Raw genomic sequence first — 20,049 nt, 5'->3', positions numbered from 1 at the left:
CGCAAAGACGACATCTTTCGTTCCCGGCGATTCTCCAATAGACTTGCGGGATGAGAAAGCTTCATCCAGTCGCTGCTGCTGCAAGTATCGCTACTATATGCGCCGGTGTACTCTGGCGTAGCGGCTACTCCGCCTACGGCCCGATCGACACCGGGATCCTGGTTCTGTTCTTGATTTTCTTCTGGTGGCTCATCAGCGATTTTTCAGGAGGAAAGGCCGGCGGTGACGTCGAAGGACGCGGCAGCGCAAACGGTGGTATCGCTTTTCGATTCGGCAGGTTTCTGGGCCGCGTTTTTGGGCGCGGCAATAGTCGCCTTTGAACGCCAATGGCTCACCTTCGATGAGCCACCTCGGTTTCCCTATCTCAGGGTCTTTCCACCAATTTTCGAAGAATTTGGTGGGTGCGCACAGGATTGAACTGTGGACCCGCTGATTAAGAGTCAGCTGCTCTACCAACTGAGCTACGCACCCACTCGGCCGGCAAAAACCGGCGTTGGCGGGCATATAGCCGCCACCATCCGTCATGTCCAGCCCTGCCGGAGTCATTTCCCGACAAATCGCTTTCAGCCCATCGCAATCAGACGAAAAGCCTGCCTTCCGCCACCTTGACCGCATGGCCGCCGATGCGCGCCGAGGCCAGTTTTCCGCCCTGCACGGTCAGTTCGAGGCGTATGCGCGAAGGCCGGCCCATCTCCAGGCCCTGTTCGATCCACAGTTGCGAAATGCCATCGGTCGGCGCGTCGAAATGCATGATGGCGCCGGCAAAGGCGGCCGCCGCCGAACCGGTCGCCGGGTCCTCGTAGGAAGGCGTGCCGGGCACGATCATGCGGACATGGAACGCGCTTTCGTGGTTCACCGTCTCGCGGCAATAGACATAGGGACTGGCGAAGGCCCATTCGCTCTTGCGCGGCGCCAGTTCCGACCACGCTTGGTTGTCCAGCCGGACCCGGCCCGCCGCCTCGAGGTTGGCGACCGGAATGGTCACATAGGGCACGCCCGCCGACCAGAACGAGACGCGGTGATTCTCGAAGCCGATTTCGTGTGGCGCTAGGCCAAGGGCTGCACCGATTGCCTGCGGATCGGCCTCCAGCTTCAGCGGCTCCGGCAGTTTCGCCAGATCGAACTCGGCGAAGGTGGCGCCATCGTGTTTGCTGACTGCGCAACGCACTGGCCCGATGTTTTCCTCCAGCACGAAGATGCCGGCGGCGCCCTCTCCCGCAAGCTCGGCCAATGCGATTGCCGCGCCGACAGTCGGATGGCCGGCGAACGGCATTTCATAGTCGGGCGTGAAGATGCGGATGCGGTTTTTATGCCTGGGATTGTCCGGCGGCAGCACAAAGACCGATTCGGACAGGTTGAATTCGCGCGCGATAGCCTGCATCGCGGTCGTGTCCAATCCATCGCAATCCAACACCACTGCCAGCGGGTTTCCGGCCAGTCGCTCGGTCGTAAACACATCGTAAAGCAAGTAATTCCGGGTTTTCATTCCTGCCTCAATCCCAACATGGGCGAAATTTAATTTGATATTCGAACCATCAAGCCTGATCTGTGCACAGATAGGGACGTTGCGCATCATAGGGGTCTGGCGTGGACCAGATTGTCAATCTGCCAAAGACGGAATCGGATTCCGCCATCGAGACGGCGCTCGGCGTTGATAAAAAGGGGCTGCGCAAGACACGCCGGCGTGGCTGGCTCTATGCATTACTGACCCTGATCGTGCTTGCCGCTGGCTTGGGCCTCTATCAGTGGTATGCGGGCACGCCGGCCAGGATCGACTACACCACAACGCCGGCCGCCAAGGCCGACCTCACCGTCCAGGTGTCGGCGACCGGCACGCTGCAGCCGCTCACCCAGGTCGACATATCAAGCGAACTGTCCGGCATCATCCGCTCGGTCTCCGCCGAGGAGAACCAGCAGGTCAAGAAGGGCGACGTGCTGGCGACGCTCGATACGGTGAAACTCGAGGTCCAGATCGAACGCGCCGAGGCATCCGCCAAGGGCGCCGCTGCCAATGTCGAAGACGCCACGGTGACGCTGGCCGAGAACGAAAGCGCGCTGGTACGCGCGGCGGCCTTGACCAAGCGCGGCATGGCGACTGACCAGTCGCTCGAAGCGGCGACCGCAACGCGTGACCGCGCCAAGGCGGCGCTCGACAGTGCGCAAGCCAATCTCGCCATCGCCCAGGCCGACCTCAAGGCGCAGCAGACCGACCTTGCCAAGAGCACGATCTATGCGCCGATCGACGGCATCGTTTTGACCCGCTCGGTCGATCCAGGCCAGACGGTCGCCTCCTCGCTGCAGGCGCCGGTGCTGTTCATCATCGCAGCGGATCTGCGGAACATGGAACTGGTGGCGGCGGTCGACGAGGCCGACATCGGCGCCGTCAAGGCTGGCCAGCACGCCCGCTTCACCGTCGACGCCTTCCCGGAGCGGCCGTTCGATGCCGAGATCCGCGACATCTCCTATGCCTCGGTCACGACAGACGGCGTCGTCACCTACAATGCGCGGCTGGAAGTCGACAACAACGAGCTCTTGCTGCGCCCCGGCATGACCGCTACGGTTTCCGTCGTCACGCGTGAGGCCAAGGGCGTGCTCACCGTGCCTTCCTCCGCTTTCCGCTACCGCCCTGCACAGCAGGCGGCCCGCGGCTGGAGCCTGAGCGATCTGTTCACCGGCCGCATGGGCCGTCCCAATCGCCAGCGCCCGGTCGCGCCGCCAACCGATGGCTCGCGCACGCTCTATGTGCTGGAGAACGGCCGGCCGCATCCGGTCAACGTCAAGATCGGCTCGACCGATGGCGAGCTGACCGAGATCACCTCCGGTCTCGACGAAGGCGCGCAGGTCATCACGGCCTCGCAGTTGCGGAGCTGAGGCCGTGGCCGCGGGCGCGCCTCTCATCACCTTCGACAAGGTCTGGAAGAGCTACGGTCAGGGCGAGGCCCGGGTTCATGCCCTGGCCGGTGTCGACCTTGCCATCAAGCGCGGCGAATTCGTCGCCATCATGGGCCCGTCCGGCTCGGGAAAATCGACGGCGATGAACATCATCGGCTGCCTCGACACGCCGACGGCCGGAACCTATTCCTTCATGGGCATCGATGCTGGCCGGCTCGACCGCAACCGTCGCGCCATGCTGCGCAATCTCTATGTCGGCTTTGTCTTCCAGGGCTACAATCTGCTGGCGCGCACCACGGCGGCCGAAAATGTCGAACTGCCGCTGATCTATCGTGGCGTGGCGAGCCGGGAGCGCCGCAACCTCGCCATGCAGGCGCTCGCCCAGGTCGGTCTTGTCGGCCGCGAGCATCATACGCCCGCAGAACTCTCCGGCGGCCAGCAGCAGCGCGTGGCGATTGCGCGCGCCATCGTCACCCGGCCGACGTTGCTGGTTGCCGACGAGCCGACCGGCAATCTCGACACTGCACGGACCCACGAGATCATGGAACTGCTGACGCAGCTCAACACCGAGCTTGGCCTGACCATCGCCATGGTCACGCACGAGGTCGACGTTGCCGGCTATGCCGAGCGCACCATCCGCTTCCTCGACGGCCATGTCGCCTCGGATATTATGAAGGTAGAGCTGGCATGATCTGGGAGACCGTACGCCTCTCGCTGCGCTCGATCCGCCGCAACGTGCTGCGTTCGTTCCTGACGCTGCTTGGCATCGTCATCGGCGTTGCCGCGGTCATTGCGATGCTCACCATCGGCTCCGGCACCACCGAGAAGGTCAAGGCCGACATCTCCAAGCTGGGCAGCAATTTGCTGGTCGTCCGCTCTGGTCGTCCGGCCGGTCCCGGCGGCCCGGGCGGGCTTGACCAGGTGGTGCGGCCGCTGGCCGAAAAGGATCTGGAAGCCCTGGTTGCGCATTTGAGCGGCGCACGCGCCATTTCGCCGGCCTCGCAAAAGCAGGTGCGTGTCATCTTCGGCACCGAGAGCCTGACCTCGGGCGTCACCGGCACCGATAGCGCCTATCTCGAGGCGCGCGACTGGAAGCTGGTGTCGGGCCGGCCATTCAGCGATTCCGAAACCCGCTCGGGCACCGGCGTCTGCCTGATCGGCGAGACGGTGCGCCAGCAGTTCTTCGGCGACGGCGATCCCGAAGGTGAGATCATCCGCGTCAACCGCACCTCGTGCAAGATCATCGGCCTGCTCGAAGCCAAGGGCTATACCGGCTTCGGTCAGGACCAGGACAATGTCGTCTTGATGCCGCTGCATGCCTATCAGCGCCGCATCGCCGGCAACCGCGACATCGACAACATCTACATCGCCGCCGACGACCGCACGCCGACCAGCGAATTGCAGCCGCGCGTCGAGGACATCTTGCGCGATGCACGCCGGATCACGCCCGACCGCGAAAGCGATTTCGCCATCCGCGACATGACCCAGATCGCCGACGCCATGGCCAGCGCCACCACCACCATGACCGGCATGCTGGGCGCCGTCGCCGGCGTCAGCCTTTTGGTCGGCGGCATCGGCATCATGAACATCATGCTTGTCTCGGTCACCGAGCGCACCCGCGAGATCGGCATCCGGCTCGCCATCGGCGCGCACGAGAAACATATCCTCATCCAGTTCCTGGTCGAGGCGACGGTGCTGTCGCTGCTCGGCGGCATCATCGGCATCCTGATCGGCCTGGCACTGGCCGGCCTCGCCTCGCTGACGCTGACGATACCTTTTGCGCCGAGCCCAGCCGTCATTCTGCTCGCGGTCGGCTTTTCGGCGCTGATCGGCATGGTGTTCGGCTTCTTCCCGGCAATGCGTGGCGCCAGGCTCAACCCGATCGACGCGCTACGGCACGAGTGATGCCAGCAAAGCTAGCGACTGGACAAACAGACGTGTGAGCTCACGTGATTGATCATACGTCACCCCTCGTGGACTCGAGATTGAAAAGAACCCGCTCGAGTACAAATTCATCGTTTTCGACGACGAAATTTGCGCTATCAGATCCAAAACCCCAGTGCTCTGGTGCGCCAGCTACCAACTCTTGGCCATCGACGGTCGTGAACGCCGGTAAAGCCCACACCGTGTCCCTCGGCATGCCTCTGAGAGCTTCGCCACTGTAGCAATAGGCGAAGCCGCGGTTTCGTCCGTAATCAATATCGATATTTGTTGTGTTTATTGACCGAAGAGCCTCATAGGCCGCCAGCCTCGCGGGCTGCTCCAACGGCCATTTGTCCTGCCTTAAAGACGTGTCCGCCGGATAGAACGCAGCGGCTTCCCGAATACTGCTTTTCAAACCCACCAATTGCACCCCGTCGCGACGCAAAGCGCCGAAATCCGGCTGCGAGAAGCCCTCATTCCACCCCAGCACCAAACCGTCGTCGCGCGTCTGCCCGTGCGCCTTTATCCGCGCTTCGCCGATTTCGTTCGCATAGGCGGCTTGGGTGGTCTCGTCCAGGAGAGTCTGGGAGATAGTCCAGTATCGGGCAGCGTTCGCTGGGCGGTATTTGCGCACAATCTCCCGCTCCGGCTCGGTCAGCTTCCAGCGGGAAAAAGCGTAACAGCTTCGTCCAAACGCCGGATAGGTCTTTGTGAGGCCAAGAAGTGCGAGCTGATGGTCATTCTGCACCGAATGATACTGGCTGCGCGTGATGATGTTCTGCGGACCAGTGGCACGGAAGGTGTCGAACTCGGCGCGCGTCGCTCGCTCGACCGTCGCTTTGTCGAAGCGCAGCACCGATTTCGGACTGCGATAGGCGTCGTCCGTCATATAGCCAATACCGAACGCCACGGTGTCGGCATTGTCATAAACAACCATCACCGGCAGGAAATCCGCGGGCACGCCTCCATTCTCCGTCGTGTCACCGCGGCAGGCGTCGGGCGCACGCACCACTACCGCCTTGCCGTCGTTCATACGCTGACCCCACACGGTGGGGATCAGGCCAGCTTCATAGGTTGAGGAACTGTCCTTGTAACGAATGTTGAGGACGTTGCAGCCGACGACGATGTCGTAGTGCTGTCGTTCACCCTTATAGGCAAAGTCTACCTTCAGCCGGAAATAGGTGCCCCGATCGACAATGACCTTGTCCGTGTTGGACGGGAGGCGACCGGTCAGAAGCTGACCACTCGTCGTCAAGGTCGCCCAGAGGACGCCAAGCACCACAAGACCACCAAAGACTAAGGCAAGCTTTCGCAACGCAACCCTCGCAACCGCCGCATGGTTCGCGATAGTTCGCCTCTTCTCGTTAATTCCCTGTGAGCAGCACTGCTAAAATGTGGCCGGCCGTATCTGTGGCAGTCATTCTGCAGGCCGTCGGATTATACGCGCTTTAATCCTGGCGGGATCAGGGACCCTTGCCACCGGCCCCGGCAGGGAAGGATTTGTCCGCCAGGCAAGCAGTCATCCACTCGGCATCGGCGACGGTTTCCGACGCCTCCGGGTCGAGTTTCAGCTCCGGCTTGCCCGGCGCTTCGCCTTTGGCGGCATCCTGCGTCATGTCCCAGCCTCCATCGGCGGCTGTCTTGTCGACGGTCTCGTCGGGGCATGTTTTGACCCCGTCATTGCCGAAGCCGCATTTCGCCCGCGTCTGCGCCCGGCCGTCGACAATATCGACAACAGTTCGCGTGGTCTGCGACGTGTAGGAGGCGAAATCATTGGCTTCGACACAGACCCTGTCGCCGTTCTGTCGGTTCATGCTGCCGAAGCAGTTATAGGTATAGTCGTTCGGATGCTGCCGGTCGGGAATGAAGGTGCAGCTGGTCGAGAACCCCGCCCATGGACCTGTCCCGCTGGCGCCGAGCGCCTTGCGCTGCGCGAGCGCGCCGGCAAGCATGATCGAGGCCCGCGCCAGCCCCGGTTTGACGTCCATTGTTGGTCCATTCTCTTTTGCGGGAATTCATTCGGACGCCCTGCTCGTGCATCAATTCCAGGGCAGCCGAACTCCGGAAGAGCCACTCACAGAATGCCACTCGACCAGCGGCCTGAGATGGGCGATGAGGGCAGTTCCGTTATGGCCGAAGCAAGGACAGTGAGATGAGCCGCAAAGCGCGCGTATTGATCGTGTTGGTGATCATCGAGGCCTTCCTGGCAGGCATCTGGTGGTATCTCGCCCGTTACGGAATGGCCAATCCAGATCGCGTCACATCGGATTTCCAGTCCGTTGTCGGCCAGACGATGGGAATGGCGATGGGTGGGCTGCTGGGCATCGGCATCGTGCTGGTCCTCGTCGCCGCCCGCAATGATCGCAAGGCGGCACAGGACAAGACACGCGCTTAGTCGCTGCCGGCAAAATGCCACTCGACCAGCGGCTTCATATGCGGCGCCAGACCGTCCGGCAGGTCGGTGGCATGGCGGATGATCACCGGTCCCTCGATCTCCGGGTTTGCTTCGGTCGCAACGAAGTCGGTGATGCGTTGCGCAATCTCGTCAGCCGTTCCATCGACATGGTAGCGGCGGAAGATGACGGTACCACTCGTGGTCGAGAGCGCATGCCAGTGCGGGCCACGCCTGGCATCCGACAGGTCAAGGCCGGTTTCCTCGCGCACTTCGCGGATCATGTTGAAATCGACGTCGACAAGGCCGTCGCGGAAATCGATCGGTTCGAAGGAGCCGGCGGCGAAATAGACACTGCCGGCACCCACCGTGTGCGAGCCCATGCGGATCGCCACCAGCGCGTTGTCACCAGCCACAAGCATGGCATGGCCATAAGCGTGCTCGGCGCCTGAATTTGCGCGCTGCTTACGCCATAGCATGAACGTCGAATAGCTGACGGCGTGACAGCGGCCAACCAGGCGCCGGTCGCGCCAGGCAAGCGCGGACAACAGCACCACGGTACCGTCAAACAGCGCCGGATTGGCTGCGATCTCCTGCCGCCAGTTCTCGGCGATCGCCTCCGCATTATCCAGCGCGAAAGGATGCGGGCCGGGATCGAGCCAGACGTCGATGGCATCGACCGGCAGGATGACATTGCGCGGCAGGTCGAAGCTCATGCGCGTCAAGCCATGTCCAGCGTGATCGCCACCGGGCAATGGTCGGATGCCTTCGGCCGGTCCCAGCCGGCGCGCGGGAAACGCTCGACCTCCTGGCCCGGCGGAAAGATCGTTCGCCAGGGCTGGCCGTTGCGGATGATGTCGGGAACGGCGGTGGCATTCCTGGCCGCCAGCCCCTTGGACAACAGGATGTAGTCGAGCTGGCACAGATGCCGCTCTTGCGGCCCGCGCGTGTGATAAAAACTCCAGCGGTTCATTTCCGGCCGCCGCTCGACGACGTTTTCGCAGAAGCCGCCCGCCGTCAGCACGTTGATGCAGGACTGGACTTCGTCGACGACCTCGAAACGGTAACCGTCGAATTCGTCGCCGGCGACCTTCACGCGCTGCCGGTAATCGTTCATGTCGCCGCAGATCGCCCAGCGCTTGTCGGCGGCCACGTCCTTGTCAGCAGCTTCCCCCCCGAAGCGCTCCTCGATGATGCGGCGCACGGCCTGCGCCTCGGCGTTGCGGACCGGCATCGTCGCCTCGCGTCCGTCGAGCCCGTTGCGCGGCGAGCCCATCGACTTGAAATGCACGAGGTAAAGCGTCAGCGGCACGCCGCCGACGGTGATGTCGACTTCCAGGCAGTCGCGCCGGAAGATGCGTTCATTGGCCTGGTTGCCGAGCGCCGCCAGTTCCGGCGTGTGCAGCCCGAACTGTTCATAGGTGACGTAGGCGTGGCTGGTCATGCGCACGAATTCGATCGGCTGGCCCTGCGCGGTCTCATTGCGCATCATCACGGCGACATCGATGCCGCGCGAATCATTGCCTGACGTATTTCTGCCGGTAGCCCTGCCCCACCATCTTGAACAGATAGCCATATTCGAAGGCCTTCAGGGCCTCGATGTTATCGACCTCCTGCATGCAGATGATGTCGGCCCGGGTGGCGGCGATCGCCAGCGCCGTCAGTTGCCGCGTGTCGTCGGACTGGGCAATGGCACGGGCCTGCTCCAGCATCTTGTATTCGGCCTCGCTCTGGATATCGAACAGCGCCAGCGTGCGATCCTCGTTGAGCTGGTTGCGATAGCCGGAAAAATCGAACCTGTTCATCAGGTTCTCGACATTGAAGGTGGCAAGGCGCAGCGACATGTCCTGACCTTTGCCCGCAAGCGCTGGAGAACACAAGATCGCAGGACCACACGCTGGGATCAATTGGTCCTGGCGGTCTTCACGCCATGGTTGACGGAACCTTTCCGTTCATCCGTCGTTCAGATGCAACCCCCCACAGTAGGCCCATTCCAGGGTAGGCGTGGGGCCGGTAACTCTTGGAGAGTGCAATGAACTCGCTCCTTTCTTCCACGATCAAATCCGGGCTGATAGCGCTCGGCATTGTCTCCGGCATCACGGCGCCGTCCGCCGCCGGGCCGATCATGCAGCCGAACCTGTCGATTCCGACCAGCACTGCCGCTCCGACAGTCACAGACGTGCGCGACAGTTGGGCCGGCGGCAACAACAATGGCGATAATTTCAGATGGCGCCGGTCGGGCAACTGGAACGGGCATCACTGGAATGGTGGTGGCCGTTGGAACGGTGACCGCCACTGGAATCGCGGCGGTTGGCGCCATCGCGGCGGGGGTTATTATGATGATGACGCGGGTGCCGCAATCCTCGGCTTGGGCCTCGGACTTGGCCTCGGCAGCATGTACAACAACAATAACTACTATAACGACGGCTACTATGCGCCGCCGCCGCGCCGCTATTATCGCGCCGGCCGGCTTTCTAACGCCCATGTCCAGTGGTGCTACAACCGCTACCGTTCGTACCGGTCCTGGGACAACACGTTCCAGCCCTATGGCGGCCCGCGCCAGCAGTGCTATTCGCCCTATAGCTGAGTTGTAGCTGATTGATCGGAATGAAAACGGCGCCACGTGGCGCCGTTTTTTATTGCTGGTTGTCGAGAGTTGATTTCGCTCAGTTCTTGGCCTTGTCGACCAGCTTGTTCTTCGAAATCCAGGGCATCATCGCACGCAGCTTGGCGCCGACTTCCTCAATCTGGTGGCTGTCATTGTTGCGGCGGATGCCCTTGAAGCGCGACATGCCGGCGCGATATTCCTGCATCCATTCCGACGTGAACTTGCCCGTCTGGATGTCCTTCAGCACGCGCTTCATCTCGGCCTTGGTCTCGGCGGTGATGATGCGCGGGCCCGAGACATACTCACCCCATTCCGCGGTGTTCGAGATCGAGTAGTTCATGTTGGCGATGCCGCCTTCATAGATCAGGTCGACGATCAGCTTGACCTCGTGAAGGCACTCGAAATAGGCCATTTCGGGCGCGTAGCCGGCCTCCACCAGCGTCTCGAAACCGGCGCGGATCAGTTCGACCAGGCCGCCGCACAAAACGACCTGCTCGCCGAACAGGTCGGTCTCGCATTCCTCACGGAAATTGGTCTCGATGATGCCCGAACGACCGCCGCCGACGCCGCAGGCGTAGGAGAGCGCCAGGTCGAGCGCATTGCCCGAGGCGTCCTGGTTGACGGCGACCAGGCACGGCACGCCGCCGCCCTTCTGGTATTCGCCGCGCACCGTGTGGCCGGGGCCCTTCGGCGCAATCATGACGACGTCGACCGTCGACTTCGGCTCGATCAGGCCGAAATGCACGTTGAGGCCGTGCGCGAAGGCAATCGCTGCACCATCGCGAATGTTCGGCGCGATTTCATTCTTGTAGATGTCGGCCTGCAATTCGTCGGGCGTCGCCATCATCATCAGGTCGGCCCATTTGGCGGCATCCGCCACGCTCATCACCTTGAGGCCGTCGGCCTCGACCTTCTTGGCGGTCGCCGAGCCGGCCTTGAGACCGATGGCGATCTCCTTGGCGCCGGAATCCTTGAGGTTGAGCGCATGCGCCCTGCCCTGGCTGCCATAGCCGATGATAGCGACCTTCTTGCCCTTGATCAGGTTGAGATCGGCATCACGATCGTAATAGACGCGCATTTTTACTTCCTTCCCGTTTTATGAATCAGAGGCCTTGCGGCCGGTTTTTGCTCCGTAAAGAGCGAGAAACTGCTGCGTCGCGCGGACGGCATCGCCGCCGATCGTCGCCTCAGTCAATTCCAGCCGGTCGCCCAACAGCAGACGAATCTGCACGTCGCGGGCGACCAGCCCGAAAAAGCTACGGAACGCCGTCTCGGCATCCGTGAATTCCAGGAGCCCGGCATGACGCCCGGCCTCGAGCACCGGCTTCAGCCGCCTCGCCAGCGCGAAACGGCCATTCTCCAGCACAACGGCGCCGAGATTGTCCTTGCCCGATCCCGCATGGCTGATCGCCACCCGGTTCAGCGCGATCGAAGTGTCGCTCGAAATCACCTTGAGCCAGTCGGAAGCGAAACCTTCAAGGCTTGCCGTCAGCCAGGCGAGATCAAGGCCCTTGCCGTCGACAGGCACCACGCGCACCTTGGAGGCTTGCCACTGCACCGTGGCCGTCAGCAACCCGTCACGGTCGCCGAACCATTTGTAAAGCGTTTCCTTCGAGCAGCTGGCCCGACGCGCCACGGCGGTCATGGTCAGCTGATCGCCCTCCTCGACCAGCAGCCGCAGCACTGCATCCAGAACGGCCTTCTGCCGCTCCGTCAGCGCTTCGCTGTTGTCGATATCGGCGTTGGCCTGCAACACGCTCGGTTCCTGTTCGATGGATAAAGTCGCCGTCCATTGGAAGCGTACCGTACGTTACGGTTCGGCATATTGCGCAATCCACCGCCCTACGCAAGGGGAAAGGTAGAAATATTTGGCGGCAAAAGGCGACGGGTGCGCAACAGCCGCTCAGTGCCGGTCAGCCTCACTCGCCCAGAGGCGGATGGCGCAGCTGGCCGAGCAGCGCCGACACCGTGTTCAACTCATCCGGCGAAAGCCTGGCCCCGACCAGTTCGGCGATCGAGCGTCCATAGACGGCCCACATCTGGCGGCGCGTCTCACGTCCTTTGGCCGAGATTCGGATGGTCTGGCCACGACCGTCATCGGCCACCGGCAGTTTTTCGACCAGCCCGTCTGCTTCGAGCCGGGCCAGCAGCCGCGAGATGTTGTACTGCGCAAACAAGGTACGTTCGGTCAGCTGGAACGGCCGCAAGCCGCCCTCACCCGCCTCGGCAAGCTCGTGCAGCACATCGTACCAGGCAAGCGGCGGCAGGCCGCCCCCCTTCAATGCCTCTTCGGCACTCTCCACCATTTGGCGCGACACGCGCATCAGGCGGGCCCAGGCCATGATGGCTTCCGGCGAAGGCGTGGCTTTTTCGGTCATGGCTTATCCTAGGCGATAGATGCAAATGCATCAAGCTTGACGATCAATGCACATGCATCTACATAGATGCAATTGCATCAATACTCGGAAGGCAAAACCATGAAACATGAAATCTGCAAGGTTGCCGATATCCCGCAAACGGGCAGCCTGATCGCCCCGTTCTTCGGCCGTGAAGTCCATGTCTACCGCAGTGGCGAGCGCATCCGGGCCGCCGCCAATGTCTGCCTGCATTTCGGTGGGCCGCTCGACTGCAAGGACGGCAAACTGGTCTGCCAATGGCATGGCGCCTCGTTCGACATGGAAAATGGCGATAGGCTCGACGGTCCAGCGCCCAAAAATGCTCGCCTGATGTTCCTGTCGACGCGCGTCGAGAACGGGGCGCTGAACTATGTCTGGGGAGAGTGAGATGACCGACAAGCTCATCCTCGTCAGCCATCCCCTCTGCCCCTATGTCCAGCGCGCGGCGATCTCCCTGACCGAGAAAGGCGTGCCGTTCGAGCGCGTCGACATCGACCTCGCCAACAAGCCTGTGTGGTTTAAGGCCATTTCGCCGCTTGGCAAGGTGCCGCTGCTGCGCGTGCAGCGAAATGGCGAGGAAACGACGATCTTTGAATCCGCAGTCATCCTCGAATTCCTTGAAGAAACACAGGCCAATCCGCTCCATCCTGCCGATCCCTATGCCCGTGCCCGGCATCGCGCCTGGATAGAGTTCGGCTCGGCCACCCTCAACGTCATCGGCCGCTTCTATTCAGCGTCGTCGGAGGCAGCCTTCCTCGCCGAGTCCAGCACGCTGGCGGACATGTTTGGCCGCCTTGAGGCTCAACTGGCGGACGATGCCCTGCCGGGCGGTCCATGGTTCGGCGGCGACAGCTTCTCGCTCGTCGATGCGGTGTTCGGGCCTGTTTTCAGATATCTCGACGCCTTCGACAAGATCGGCGATTTCTCCATCCTGGACGGCAAGCCGCGCGTCCAGGCCTGGCGGAAGGCGCTGCGTGATCGTGCGTCGATCAGGGATGCCGTGGCTCCCGATTATCCGCAGCGCCTGCATGCTTTCCTGCAAGCGAAGGGATCATTTCTGTCGAGCCTCATCCGCCGAAGCGATCAAGCCGGACCACTTGCGTTAGCACGATCAGCTTGAACGACAGATAACGGGCAAGCACCCGCTTTGAGCGGTCTCAGTTCTCGAACATGACAAAGGCGGCCCAGACCCGCGGATCCTGGGCGCCTGATATCTTGCCGTCGCGGGCCTCGCGGCGGGTCTGGCGCAACGCCTCCGGATAGGTCTGGCCGGCGGCAAGACGGCGGTAGAAGCCGACCATGAAGGCTGCGGTTCCGGCGTCGTCCACCGGCCACAATGTCAGCAACGAGCGCTTCGCGCCGGCAATGTCGATCGCGGTCGGCAGGCCGCGCAAGCCGCCGACGAATGTTTCCTGGCCCCGGGCCGTCTCGCAAGCCGACAGGACAAGCAGGTCGAGGCCCGACAGATCCCAATTCATCAATTCCATGCCGTAGAGCCGGCCGTCATCATCGTCGCGTTTCATCGACTGCCGGTCTCCCGACTGCGACAGCACGACCTGGCTCTGCCAAAGCGCATTCACGGCCCCCACGCCGCCCTCTTTCTCATCACGGTAGGCGCCATGGGTGGCCAGATGCGCAATCGTCGCCTGCTCCATATCCTTGCGAAGCGTGTGCTCGCTGGCCGCCTTTCCGGTCAGCATTTCGACCGAATAGTCATCGCCGCGCAGGATCGAGGCGATCGCGTCGACCTCCTTGGCTGTGCCCGGCAGTGGCTCCGCCCCCTTTTCCGAACCTCGCGCATAGTCCAGACCGCCGGCCAGCAGGGCTTTGCCGGTCTTGGGGAAACTCTGATCGACGCCGGCGTTCAACAGGGATTCCGGCCGTGTCAGCATGCGCACGACGAAACGGTCATCGAGCGTCGCTCCCTTGCCGTCCCGCAACAGGGAAAACGGCACGGAGAACAGTTTGCCATCCGGCACCACGAAAAGCGTATCAGCGCCACCAAGCGACGATTCCAACGGCGCAATCAGGCCGGCATAAAGCCCGGAGAATGTGGCGTTCAGATCGATCAACGTCACAGCGCCGCGTTCCTGCGCGGAACGCGTCGACCTCAGATTTGCCATTCGTGTTTCGTGAGCAGCCGGAATGAGCCGGCGCGGATCGCCGAGATCGTGGAGGCGCGGCTCCTGGTCCTTGCGTGTGACGATCGCATAGAGCCGTTCGTCTTCCAGCGGATCGTCACTCTCGCGGTCCGCCCGCCATTTGCGGGTGATGAAGTAGTCGATCAGCGCCTCGTTGGGCTTCAGCAGCATGTCGGCGGATGGCAGCGGCTTGTCCATCGCGCTCTTGTCGAAGCTGTACCTCCCCGACAGCATTCTGTTGAGCCGGCCGTCCATTGCGCGAAGCTGCTCGGTCAACGCAGTCCCTGTCTGTTCAATATCGTCACCGCTGGACGTGACCTCCTGAAGAGCAAAGGAAAGCCGCATGGAGGTCTTGATCAGATGCCGCGTCTCGACATCATTCGCGTCGATCATGCGCAAGAGCTTGCGAAGTGTATCCCGCTTGCCGTCTTCGAGCGTCGGCCAGCGACGCACGGCTTCTGCAAAGGCTGGAACCGCTGCTGCATTGTTTTGCGAGAAACGCGCGTAGTCGTAGAGCATATCGTCCGCAAGCGCGCGGCTGGCTTCGGCGACGACACGGTTGCCAGACGTGCTCACCTGCGTGGAATTCCATTGCCGCATGTCATTGTCGAGTGCGGCAAAATCGGCGGCAGCGGCTGCGGGATCCGACTTCGCCTTTAGATTTGCCATCGCCTGACGCACCTCGAAGGTCAGCGGGTGCGCCAGACCGAAATTTGAGCCGGCAATCTGATAGGCCTGGTCAAGCTGCCGCTTGCTGCTTGTTGCGTCCCCAATCGTAGCGAAATGCATGGCCAACAGCTGGGCGATCCTGATTGCCAGTATGTCCGGATAGCTCTCGTCAACCGTTAGCGGTTGCAGATAGGCGATCGTCTGCTCGTCCAGCGGCTGCACACCCCCCACAACCTTTGTGTACAGCATCCAAGCATCCGCCTGCTCGACCAGATTGCCTTGGAGAGCCAATGCGATCGCGATATTTCGATCCTGCTCGAAGTACCGCAGCGCCTCGTTGTAGTTGCCGAGGTCGAGATAGTCCTGTGCCACGTGGTTGGCGCTGACCAGAACGTCAAAATGATTGGGCCCATAGTGCCCACTTCGATTCTTGATCGCGGCTAGGTCGTACTGCAAGGCGCCAGTCGGGGTCCCCATCTGGCGCAACACGTCCGCCAGATCGTTCTGCAGCGACCAAGTGAGTGGATCGTCTTTGCCAAGCACCCGTTCGGCGGTCTGCAGGTTGCCCTGCTCCAAATTGACCGCTGAAGCGATGCTGCCGGTGGCTGCAAGTCCCGTCGCCAGCACATCTGTGGCAAGAACAACCTGCCGGGATTCCTTGCCATGATAGTGGGTGTAGAGATCGATTGCGGTGACGGCCATGGAAACGAAGCCGCGGTTGTCCTTCTCAGCCTGCTTCAGCATCGCGTAGTTGAGATAGAAATCGCCGCGCTTCTCGACATCCTGCTGCATCGCCCGGGTTTTCAGGCCTTCGGCAAAAATCTCCTCGGCGTTGTCGAGGATCTGGTTGTTGAGAAATGTCGCGCCAGCGCTCGAGTAGCTCTCCACGGTAAACTCGTACAAGTCGCTTCTGGCGGCATCGAGCAGCGTTGCCCGCAACTGCGCGTAGCCTTCGTCGAAGCGTCCTGCGTCCATCATCAGCTTGTAGGCCGCGTCGATGCGGGCTTGCAGCACCTCTTCACTGTCTGCCCCCAGCTGACTGGCCTGGCCAGGTGCCTGGGCTCCTGCCGGAGGTACAGGCAACGCCATGACCAGCATCCCCAGGACAGCTGCAAGGATGCGCATCAGACCTTGCGATTTTCGCGCTCTGAACATGACATGCATGCGGATCGGCCCGGACGAAAAACCTTTATGATGGGGTCGTATCATGACCTTGATTTTGTCCGAAATCCCACCGCGCTTCCTTTAGCCCTGCCCGCTTGAACGGATCGATCACCGTGCCGGCGACCATCGAGGCGAGAAACTGCGGCGCTGGCGGAATTTTTGCGATGGTCGCCACCAGCCTGTCGCGCATGAAGGGCAGTGCCACCGAATCCGACTGATAGAACGGCGTGAACGCCAGCGATAGCGCCTGGAAGACACGCACGTGCCAGCGCCGCGCCTTGGCATAGGCCTCAAGCGCTGCCTCGACACTTTGCGTACGCGCCAGCGCATGGCTGAGCGCCGCGGCGTCGAGCAGCGCCATATTCGCCCCTTGCCCGAGCTGCGGGCTGGTCGAATGCGCGGCATCGCCGATGACGGCCAGTCTCCGGCCAACCGGAAGTTTCATCGTATGGTGACCGTAACGCGCCAGCGAAAGCTGGTCGAAACTGTCGATCTGGTTGGCGAACGCCGCGCTTTGCGGCCACAGCCTGATAACGCGCGCCTTCCAGGCGTCGATGCCTTGGGCGCGAACCTGATCGGCATCATCCGGCTTCAGGCTCCAGAAGAAGGCCGCCATTTTCTCGGCGCCGGGTTCCGGCCGGCCGATCGGCAGCACGCCGATCATCACGCTGGCCTTATCGTAGCGCTGCGAAAGCGCGTGCTCGTCAAAACCCTCGCCGCGCCAATCGAGCGATGCCCAGAACGCGCCATAGGTGAGCGGGCGCGGTGCACCAGCGCCGACCACACACTGCCGCAGTTTCGAGCGCGAACCGCTGGCGTCGACGACCAGATCGAACGGCCCTGCCCTTCGGCCGTTGCCCCAGATCAGCGTCGCGCGCTCGCCGGCCTCCAGCGTCTCGATCTCGACGCCGGTCTCGATGGCGATCGCCTCACGTTGCGCGGCGCGAAAGAGCACACCGAACAAAGCCGCCCGGTGCACCGCCAGGCCGAAACGGCCGCCGTGCTGCGCATCATAGCGAACGTCAAGCACGGTGCGGCCGGTCGAGGCATCGGCCCCATGCAGGCGATCGATGCGGGCGCCCAGCGCCAGTATGTCGGCGAGCAGGCCGAGATCGGCCAGCACCGTCAGCCCGGTCGGCTGCAGGATCAGCCCGGAGCCGACCGGCTTCGGCTCCTCGAAACGTTCGAAGACGGTGACGTTGTGCCCGGCGCGCTTGAGATAAAGCGCCATGGCGAGCCCCGCCGGGCCGGCGCCGGCAATCGCGATGTCGTAGGAAATGCGCATGCCCCCAAAGCCGAACTGGCCGGGACAATCCTTCAGCACTGGGACAAAATCAAGCCGTGGCCATAGCCGCGTCCGGCCTATGCCTGCCCGGCGTCAAAAGTGGCTCTCGCGCCGCGCACCGCGTCGTGGTTGTTCTCCGCCCATTGCAGGAGATGCTGCAAGGCTTCGAACATCGACCGCCCGAGATCGGTCAGGCTGTATTCGACGCTCGGCGGCTTGGTCGGGAACACTTCGCGATGCACATAGCCGTCGCGCTGCAGATCGTAGAGGGTCTGGGTCAGCATGCGCTGCGAGATGTCGGGTACCAGTCGCCGCAATTCGCCGAAACGGTAGGGCTGCTCGGCCAGCGCCGCCATCAGCAGCGAACTCCATTTGCCGCTCAGGCCCTGGATGACATCCCGGACCGGACAATCGGAAAGGTTGCCGCCATCGGTCATGGCTTTGTAGACCTCAAGCTTGGATCTCAGTTTGACGATCGAGCTGTCCATGACTGGTTCCCTGCCTGTGCCTACCTCCCGAAAAACTGCCTCCTTTACGATACCGGGTCAATTCCTATTTTAGTGCTGGTCTCTTTTTGAGACCAACACCCGAACCGCCTTCCCCGCAACGTCAGGATCTTCCATGACCGCAACTCTTCTCGTCACCGGTGCATCCGGCCAGCTCGGCCGCAGCGTCATCAACCACTTGCTGGACACATTCAAAGTGCCGGCCGCGAAGATCATCGCCACCACCCGCACACCGGCGAATTTGGCCGACCTCGCCGCACGCGGCGTCACCATCCGCGAAGCCAATTTCGACGATCAGGCTTCGCTAGCCAAGGCCTTCGCCGGTGCCGAGCGGGTGCTCATCATCTCGACCAACGAACTTGCGATCCAGGGCAAACGGCGCGAGCAGCAACTCGCGGCGGTCACCGCCGCCAAGCAGGCGGGCGTTGGCCATCTCCACTACACCTCTATGCCCAACACCGAGCCGGGTTCCGCGGTTGCCTTCGCTCCCGACCACTACGACACCGAACAGGCGATCAAGGCGAGCGGCATCCCCTACACGATCTTCCGCAATGGCTGGTACGACGAGAACCTGTTCATGGCAGCGCCGCAGATCCTCGCATCGGGCCATTGGTACACGTCGGCGGGCGATGGCGCCATTTCCTACGGCGCGCGTGACGACTACGCTGCCGCGATAGCCGCGGGGCTGACCTCGGACGCCAGCGAAAGCAAGACCTACACGTTGACTGGCCCCAAGGCCTACACGACAGCCGAAGTCGCGGCACTCATCACCGAGGTCACCGGCAAGCCGATCCAGATCGTTCAGCTTTCCGACGAAGCTCTGACTGAAGGGATCAAGGCAGCCGGGCTTCCCGAGCCGATCGCCAAGGTTCTGGTCTCCTTCGACGCCGCAACGCGCGCCGGCGATCTCGGCATGGTGACGGACTCTGTCGAAAAGCTTTCCGGCCGCAAGTCGGTGCCGTTGAAGCAGTTCCTCGAAACCAATAAGGCGGCCCTGCTGGGCTGAAATCCGCGCGGCGGGCAGTCTTCTTCCCGCCGCGCTACTTCTTGAGCAGACCGAGCCTGACCAGGCTCTCGCCCGTGGCAGCCAGCGCATCTTCGCGCGAGCGCGGCGCCCAGCCGAGCATGCGCACCGCCTTGGCGTTGGTGGCGTTCTTGACCTTGCCCAGTTCCGGCACGAGCTGCGCGGCTTCCGGGTTGAACAATCCGACGATCCGCACCAGCCAATCGGGAAGCTGCCGCGTCTTGACGTGCGCCGCCGCATCGCCGAGCCGCGTTTTCAAGGTCTGCGCGATCTCCCGCACGGTCATGAAATCGCCTGACACCGCCAGGAAGCGCTCGCCTTTTGCCGCGGGGTTGGTCATTGCGCGCACATGCAGGTCGGCCACATCGCGTGCATCGACGACCCCGAAGGACAGGCGCGGCAGCCCCGGCATGGCGCCATTCATCATGCGCTGGACGAATTCGGTGGAGGTCGAATGGTCGGACCCGAGCACCGGCCCGAAAATGCCGACCGGATTGACGACCGCCAACTCGAGCCTACCGCCCTCGGCTGCGAGGAAATCCCAGGCGGCGCGCTCGGCAAGCGTCTTCGACTTGACATAGGCGCTGACCCTGGCCGTCGGATCGGTCCAGCTCTCCTCGGTGAACGGCCCGGGCGGCATCTTGCCATAGCCGATGGCCGCGAAGGACGAGGTCAGCACGACGCGTTTGACATTGGCATCTCGTGCGGCCCGCAGCACCCGCAACGCGCCCTCGCGGGCCGGGACGATCAGATCATCCTCGTGCTTGGGCACGCCAGGCGGAAATGGCGAGGCGACATGCAGGACATAGTCACAGCCGGCGACCGCTTGCGGCCAGCCGGTGTCGCTCATAAGGTCGGCGATGGCAAAGGACAGCCTGTCGCCAGGCTCGGCGCCGCCGGCCTTGAGCATGGCCAGGACATCGGCTTCACGCTTGGCCGAGCGCACCGTCGTGCGCACGCGGAAACCCGCCTTCAGGAGTTCAAGGATACAGTGAGCGCCGAGGAAGCCCGATCCGCCGGTGACAAGCACCAATTCGCCGCTCATATCA

Annotated in this window: 20 protein-coding genes, 1 tRNA gene and 1 pseudogene; 9 read left to right on the top strand and 13 right to left on the bottom strand. The window is 62.5% G+C overall.

The genetic code is table 11. From position 1 onward, the window contains the following. The first annotated feature begins 222 nt into the window (after positions 1-222). A complete protein-coding gene (locus tag A3A9_RS43875; RefSeq protein ID WP_152536074.1) occupies positions 223-417 on the top strand; it encodes a hypothetical protein in 195 nt (64 codons plus the stop codon). On the opposite strand, the gene A3A9_RS0106600 is transcribed toward A3A9_RS43875, so the two are convergent. After that, positions 396-471 (bottom strand) — tRNA-Lys (locus A3A9_RS0106600). The two genes, A3A9_RS43875 and A3A9_RS0106600, sit on opposite strands and share 22 nt — an antisense overlap. A 106-nt stretch (positions 472-577) precedes the next feature. Next, positions 578-1,486 carry a PhzF family phenazine biosynthesis protein gene (locus A3A9_RS0106595; protein WP_027058070.1) on the bottom strand — a complete coding sequence of 303 codons (909 nt, stop codon included), beginning with the start codon at positions 1,484-1,486 and terminating at the stop codon, positions 578-580. A gap of 101 nt (positions 1,487-1,587) precedes the next feature. Between A3A9_RS0106595 and A3A9_RS0106590 the strand changes: the two genes are divergently transcribed. The 3 genes from A3A9_RS0106590 to A3A9_RS0106580 are packed head-to-tail and all read left to right on the top strand — an operon-like array spanning position 1,588 to position 4,797. Then, entirely contained in the window at positions 1,588-2,871 is a 1,284-nt protein-coding gene (locus A3A9_RS0106590) for an efflux RND transporter periplasmic adaptor subunit (RefSeq protein WP_027058069.1), read from the top strand. 4 nt (positions 2,872-2,875) lie between these two features. Beyond that, a complete protein-coding gene (locus A3A9_RS0106585; RefSeq protein WP_027058068.1) occupies positions 2,876-3,583 on the top strand; it encodes an ABC transporter ATP-binding protein in 708 nt (235 codons plus the stop codon). Continuing rightward, entirely contained in the window at positions 3,580-4,797 is a 1,218-nt protein-coding gene (locus tag A3A9_RS0106580) for an ABC transporter permease (protein ID WP_027058067.1), read from the top strand. The genes A3A9_RS0106585 and A3A9_RS0106580 overlap by 4 nt, the downstream gene beginning before the upstream one ends. A 52-nt stretch (positions 4,798-4,849) precedes the next feature. On the opposite strand, the gene A3A9_RS0106575 is transcribed toward A3A9_RS0106580, so the two are convergent. Continuing rightward, the gene (locus tag A3A9_RS0106575; protein ID WP_027058066.1) at positions 4,850-6,130 is read right to left on the bottom strand and encodes a hypothetical protein; all 1,281 of its coding nucleotides are present in this window, start codon (positions 6,128-6,130) and stop codon (positions 4,850-4,852) included. Positions 6,131-6,278: 148 nt separating this feature from the next. After that, a complete protein-coding gene (locus A3A9_RS38385; protein ID WP_027058065.1) occupies positions 6,279-6,803 on the bottom strand; it encodes a hypothetical protein in 525 nt (174 codons plus the stop codon). Positions 6,804-6,967: 164 nt separating this feature from the next. Between A3A9_RS38385 and A3A9_RS0106565 the strand changes: the two genes are divergently transcribed. Further along, positions 6,968-7,210, top strand: a complete 243-nt coding sequence (locus A3A9_RS0106565; protein WP_027058064.1) for a hypothetical protein — start codon at positions 6,968-6,970, stop codon at positions 7,208-7,210. Here A3A9_RS0106565 and A3A9_RS0106560 read toward each other — a convergent pair. Continuing rightward, positions 7,207-7,923 (bottom strand): hypothetical protein, encoded by a 717-nt coding sequence (locus A3A9_RS0106560; RefSeq protein WP_027058063.1) that lies wholly within the window; start codon positions 7,921-7,923, stop codon positions 7,207-7,209. The genes A3A9_RS0106565 and A3A9_RS0106560 overlap by 4 nt on opposite strands. 5 nt (positions 7,924-7,928) lie before the next feature. Further along, positions 7,929-9,051, bottom strand: a pseudogene (locus tag A3A9_RS41095) (endonuclease/exonuclease/phosphatase family protein). Between the two features lie 188 nt (positions 9,052-9,239). Between A3A9_RS41095 and A3A9_RS0106550 the strand changes: the two are divergent. Beyond that, positions 9,240-9,794 carry a BA14K family protein gene (locus A3A9_RS0106550; protein ID WP_027058062.1) on the top strand — a complete coding sequence of 185 codons (555 nt, stop codon included), beginning with the start codon at positions 9,240-9,242 and terminating at the stop codon, positions 9,792-9,794. Between the two features lie 79 nt (positions 9,795-9,873). On the opposite strand, the gene ilvC is transcribed toward A3A9_RS0106550, so the two are convergent. The 3 genes from ilvC to A3A9_RS0106535 form a co-directional block, all read right to left on the bottom strand. Then, positions 9,874-10,893 (bottom strand): ketol-acid reductoisomerase, encoded by a 1,020-nt coding sequence (gene ilvC, locus A3A9_RS0106545; protein ID WP_013531065.1) that lies wholly within the window; start codon positions 10,891-10,893, stop codon positions 9,874-9,876. A gap of 18 nt (positions 10,894-10,911) precedes the next feature. After that, positions 10,912-11,568 (bottom strand): TetR/AcrR family transcriptional regulator, encoded by a 657-nt coding sequence (locus A3A9_RS0106540; protein ID WP_430515877.1) that lies wholly within the window; start codon positions 11,566-11,568, stop codon positions 10,912-10,914. A gap of 166 nt (positions 11,569-11,734) precedes the next feature. Further along, on the bottom strand, positions 11,735-12,193 hold the full coding sequence (locus A3A9_RS0106535) for a MarR family winged helix-turn-helix transcriptional regulator (protein WP_027058060.1): 459 nt from the start codon (positions 12,191-12,193) through the stop codon (positions 11,735-11,737). A gap of 99 nt (positions 12,194-12,292) precedes the next feature. Here A3A9_RS0106535 and A3A9_RS0106530 point away from each other — a divergent pair, with 99 nt between their 5' ends. Both A3A9_RS0106530 and A3A9_RS0106525 read left to right on the top strand, forming a co-directional pair. Continuing rightward, on the top strand, positions 12,293-12,598 hold the full coding sequence (locus tag A3A9_RS0106530) for a Rieske (2Fe-2S) protein (RefSeq protein WP_027058059.1): 306 nt from the start codon (positions 12,293-12,295) through the stop codon (positions 12,596-12,598). Position 12,599: 1 nt separating this feature from the next. Further along, the gene (locus A3A9_RS0106525; protein ID WP_033838364.1) at positions 12,600-13,331 is read left to right on the top strand and encodes a glutathione S-transferase family protein; all 732 of its coding nucleotides are present in this window, start codon (positions 12,600-12,602) and stop codon (positions 13,329-13,331) included. A 37-nt stretch (positions 13,332-13,368) separates the two neighbouring features. Here A3A9_RS0106525 and A3A9_RS0106520 read toward each other — a convergent pair whose 3' ends face one another. From A3A9_RS0106520 to A3A9_RS0106510, 3 genes are all read right to left on the bottom strand, one after another. Then, positions 13,369-16,146 carry a CHAT domain-containing protein gene (locus A3A9_RS0106520; RefSeq protein ID WP_161634482.1) on the bottom strand — a complete coding sequence of 926 codons (2,778 nt, stop codon included), beginning with the start codon at positions 16,144-16,146 and terminating at the stop codon, positions 13,369-13,371. Between the two features lie 64 nt (positions 16,147-16,210). After that, positions 16,211-17,470, bottom strand: coding sequence for an FAD-dependent oxidoreductase (locus A3A9_RS38375; RefSeq protein ID WP_033838363.1), 1,260 nt, complete (start codon positions 17,468-17,470; stop codon positions 16,211-16,213). Between the two features lie 77 nt (positions 17,471-17,547). Then, a complete protein-coding gene (locus A3A9_RS0106510) occupies positions 17,548-17,958 on the bottom strand; it encodes a winged helix-turn-helix transcriptional regulator (protein ID WP_027058056.1) in 411 nt (136 codons plus the stop codon). 133 nt (positions 17,959-18,091) lie between these two features. On the opposite strand from A3A9_RS0106510, the gene A3A9_RS0106505 reads away from it, so the two are divergent. Continuing rightward, the gene (locus tag A3A9_RS0106505) at positions 18,092-18,982 is read left to right on the top strand and encodes an SDR family oxidoreductase (protein ID WP_027058055.1); all 891 of its coding nucleotides are present in this window, start codon (positions 18,092-18,094) and stop codon (positions 18,980-18,982) included. A 34-nt stretch (positions 18,983-19,016) separates the two neighbouring features. On the opposite strand, the gene A3A9_RS0106500 is transcribed toward A3A9_RS0106505, so the two are convergent. Further along, a complete protein-coding gene (locus A3A9_RS0106500; RefSeq protein ID WP_027058054.1) occupies positions 19,017-20,045 on the bottom strand; it encodes an SDR family oxidoreductase in 1,029 nt (342 codons plus the stop codon). Positions 20,046-20,049 lie beyond the last annotated feature (4 nt).

The organism is Mesorhizobium loti CJ3sym (assembly GCF_000472785.1).
GTDB lineage: Bacteria > Pseudomonadota > Alphaproteobacteria > Rhizobiales > Rhizobiaceae > Mesorhizobium > Mesorhizobium loti_E.
The sequence above is the reverse complement of the archived record's forward strand: the minus strand, read 5'-3'. Positions and strand labels throughout refer to the sequence as shown.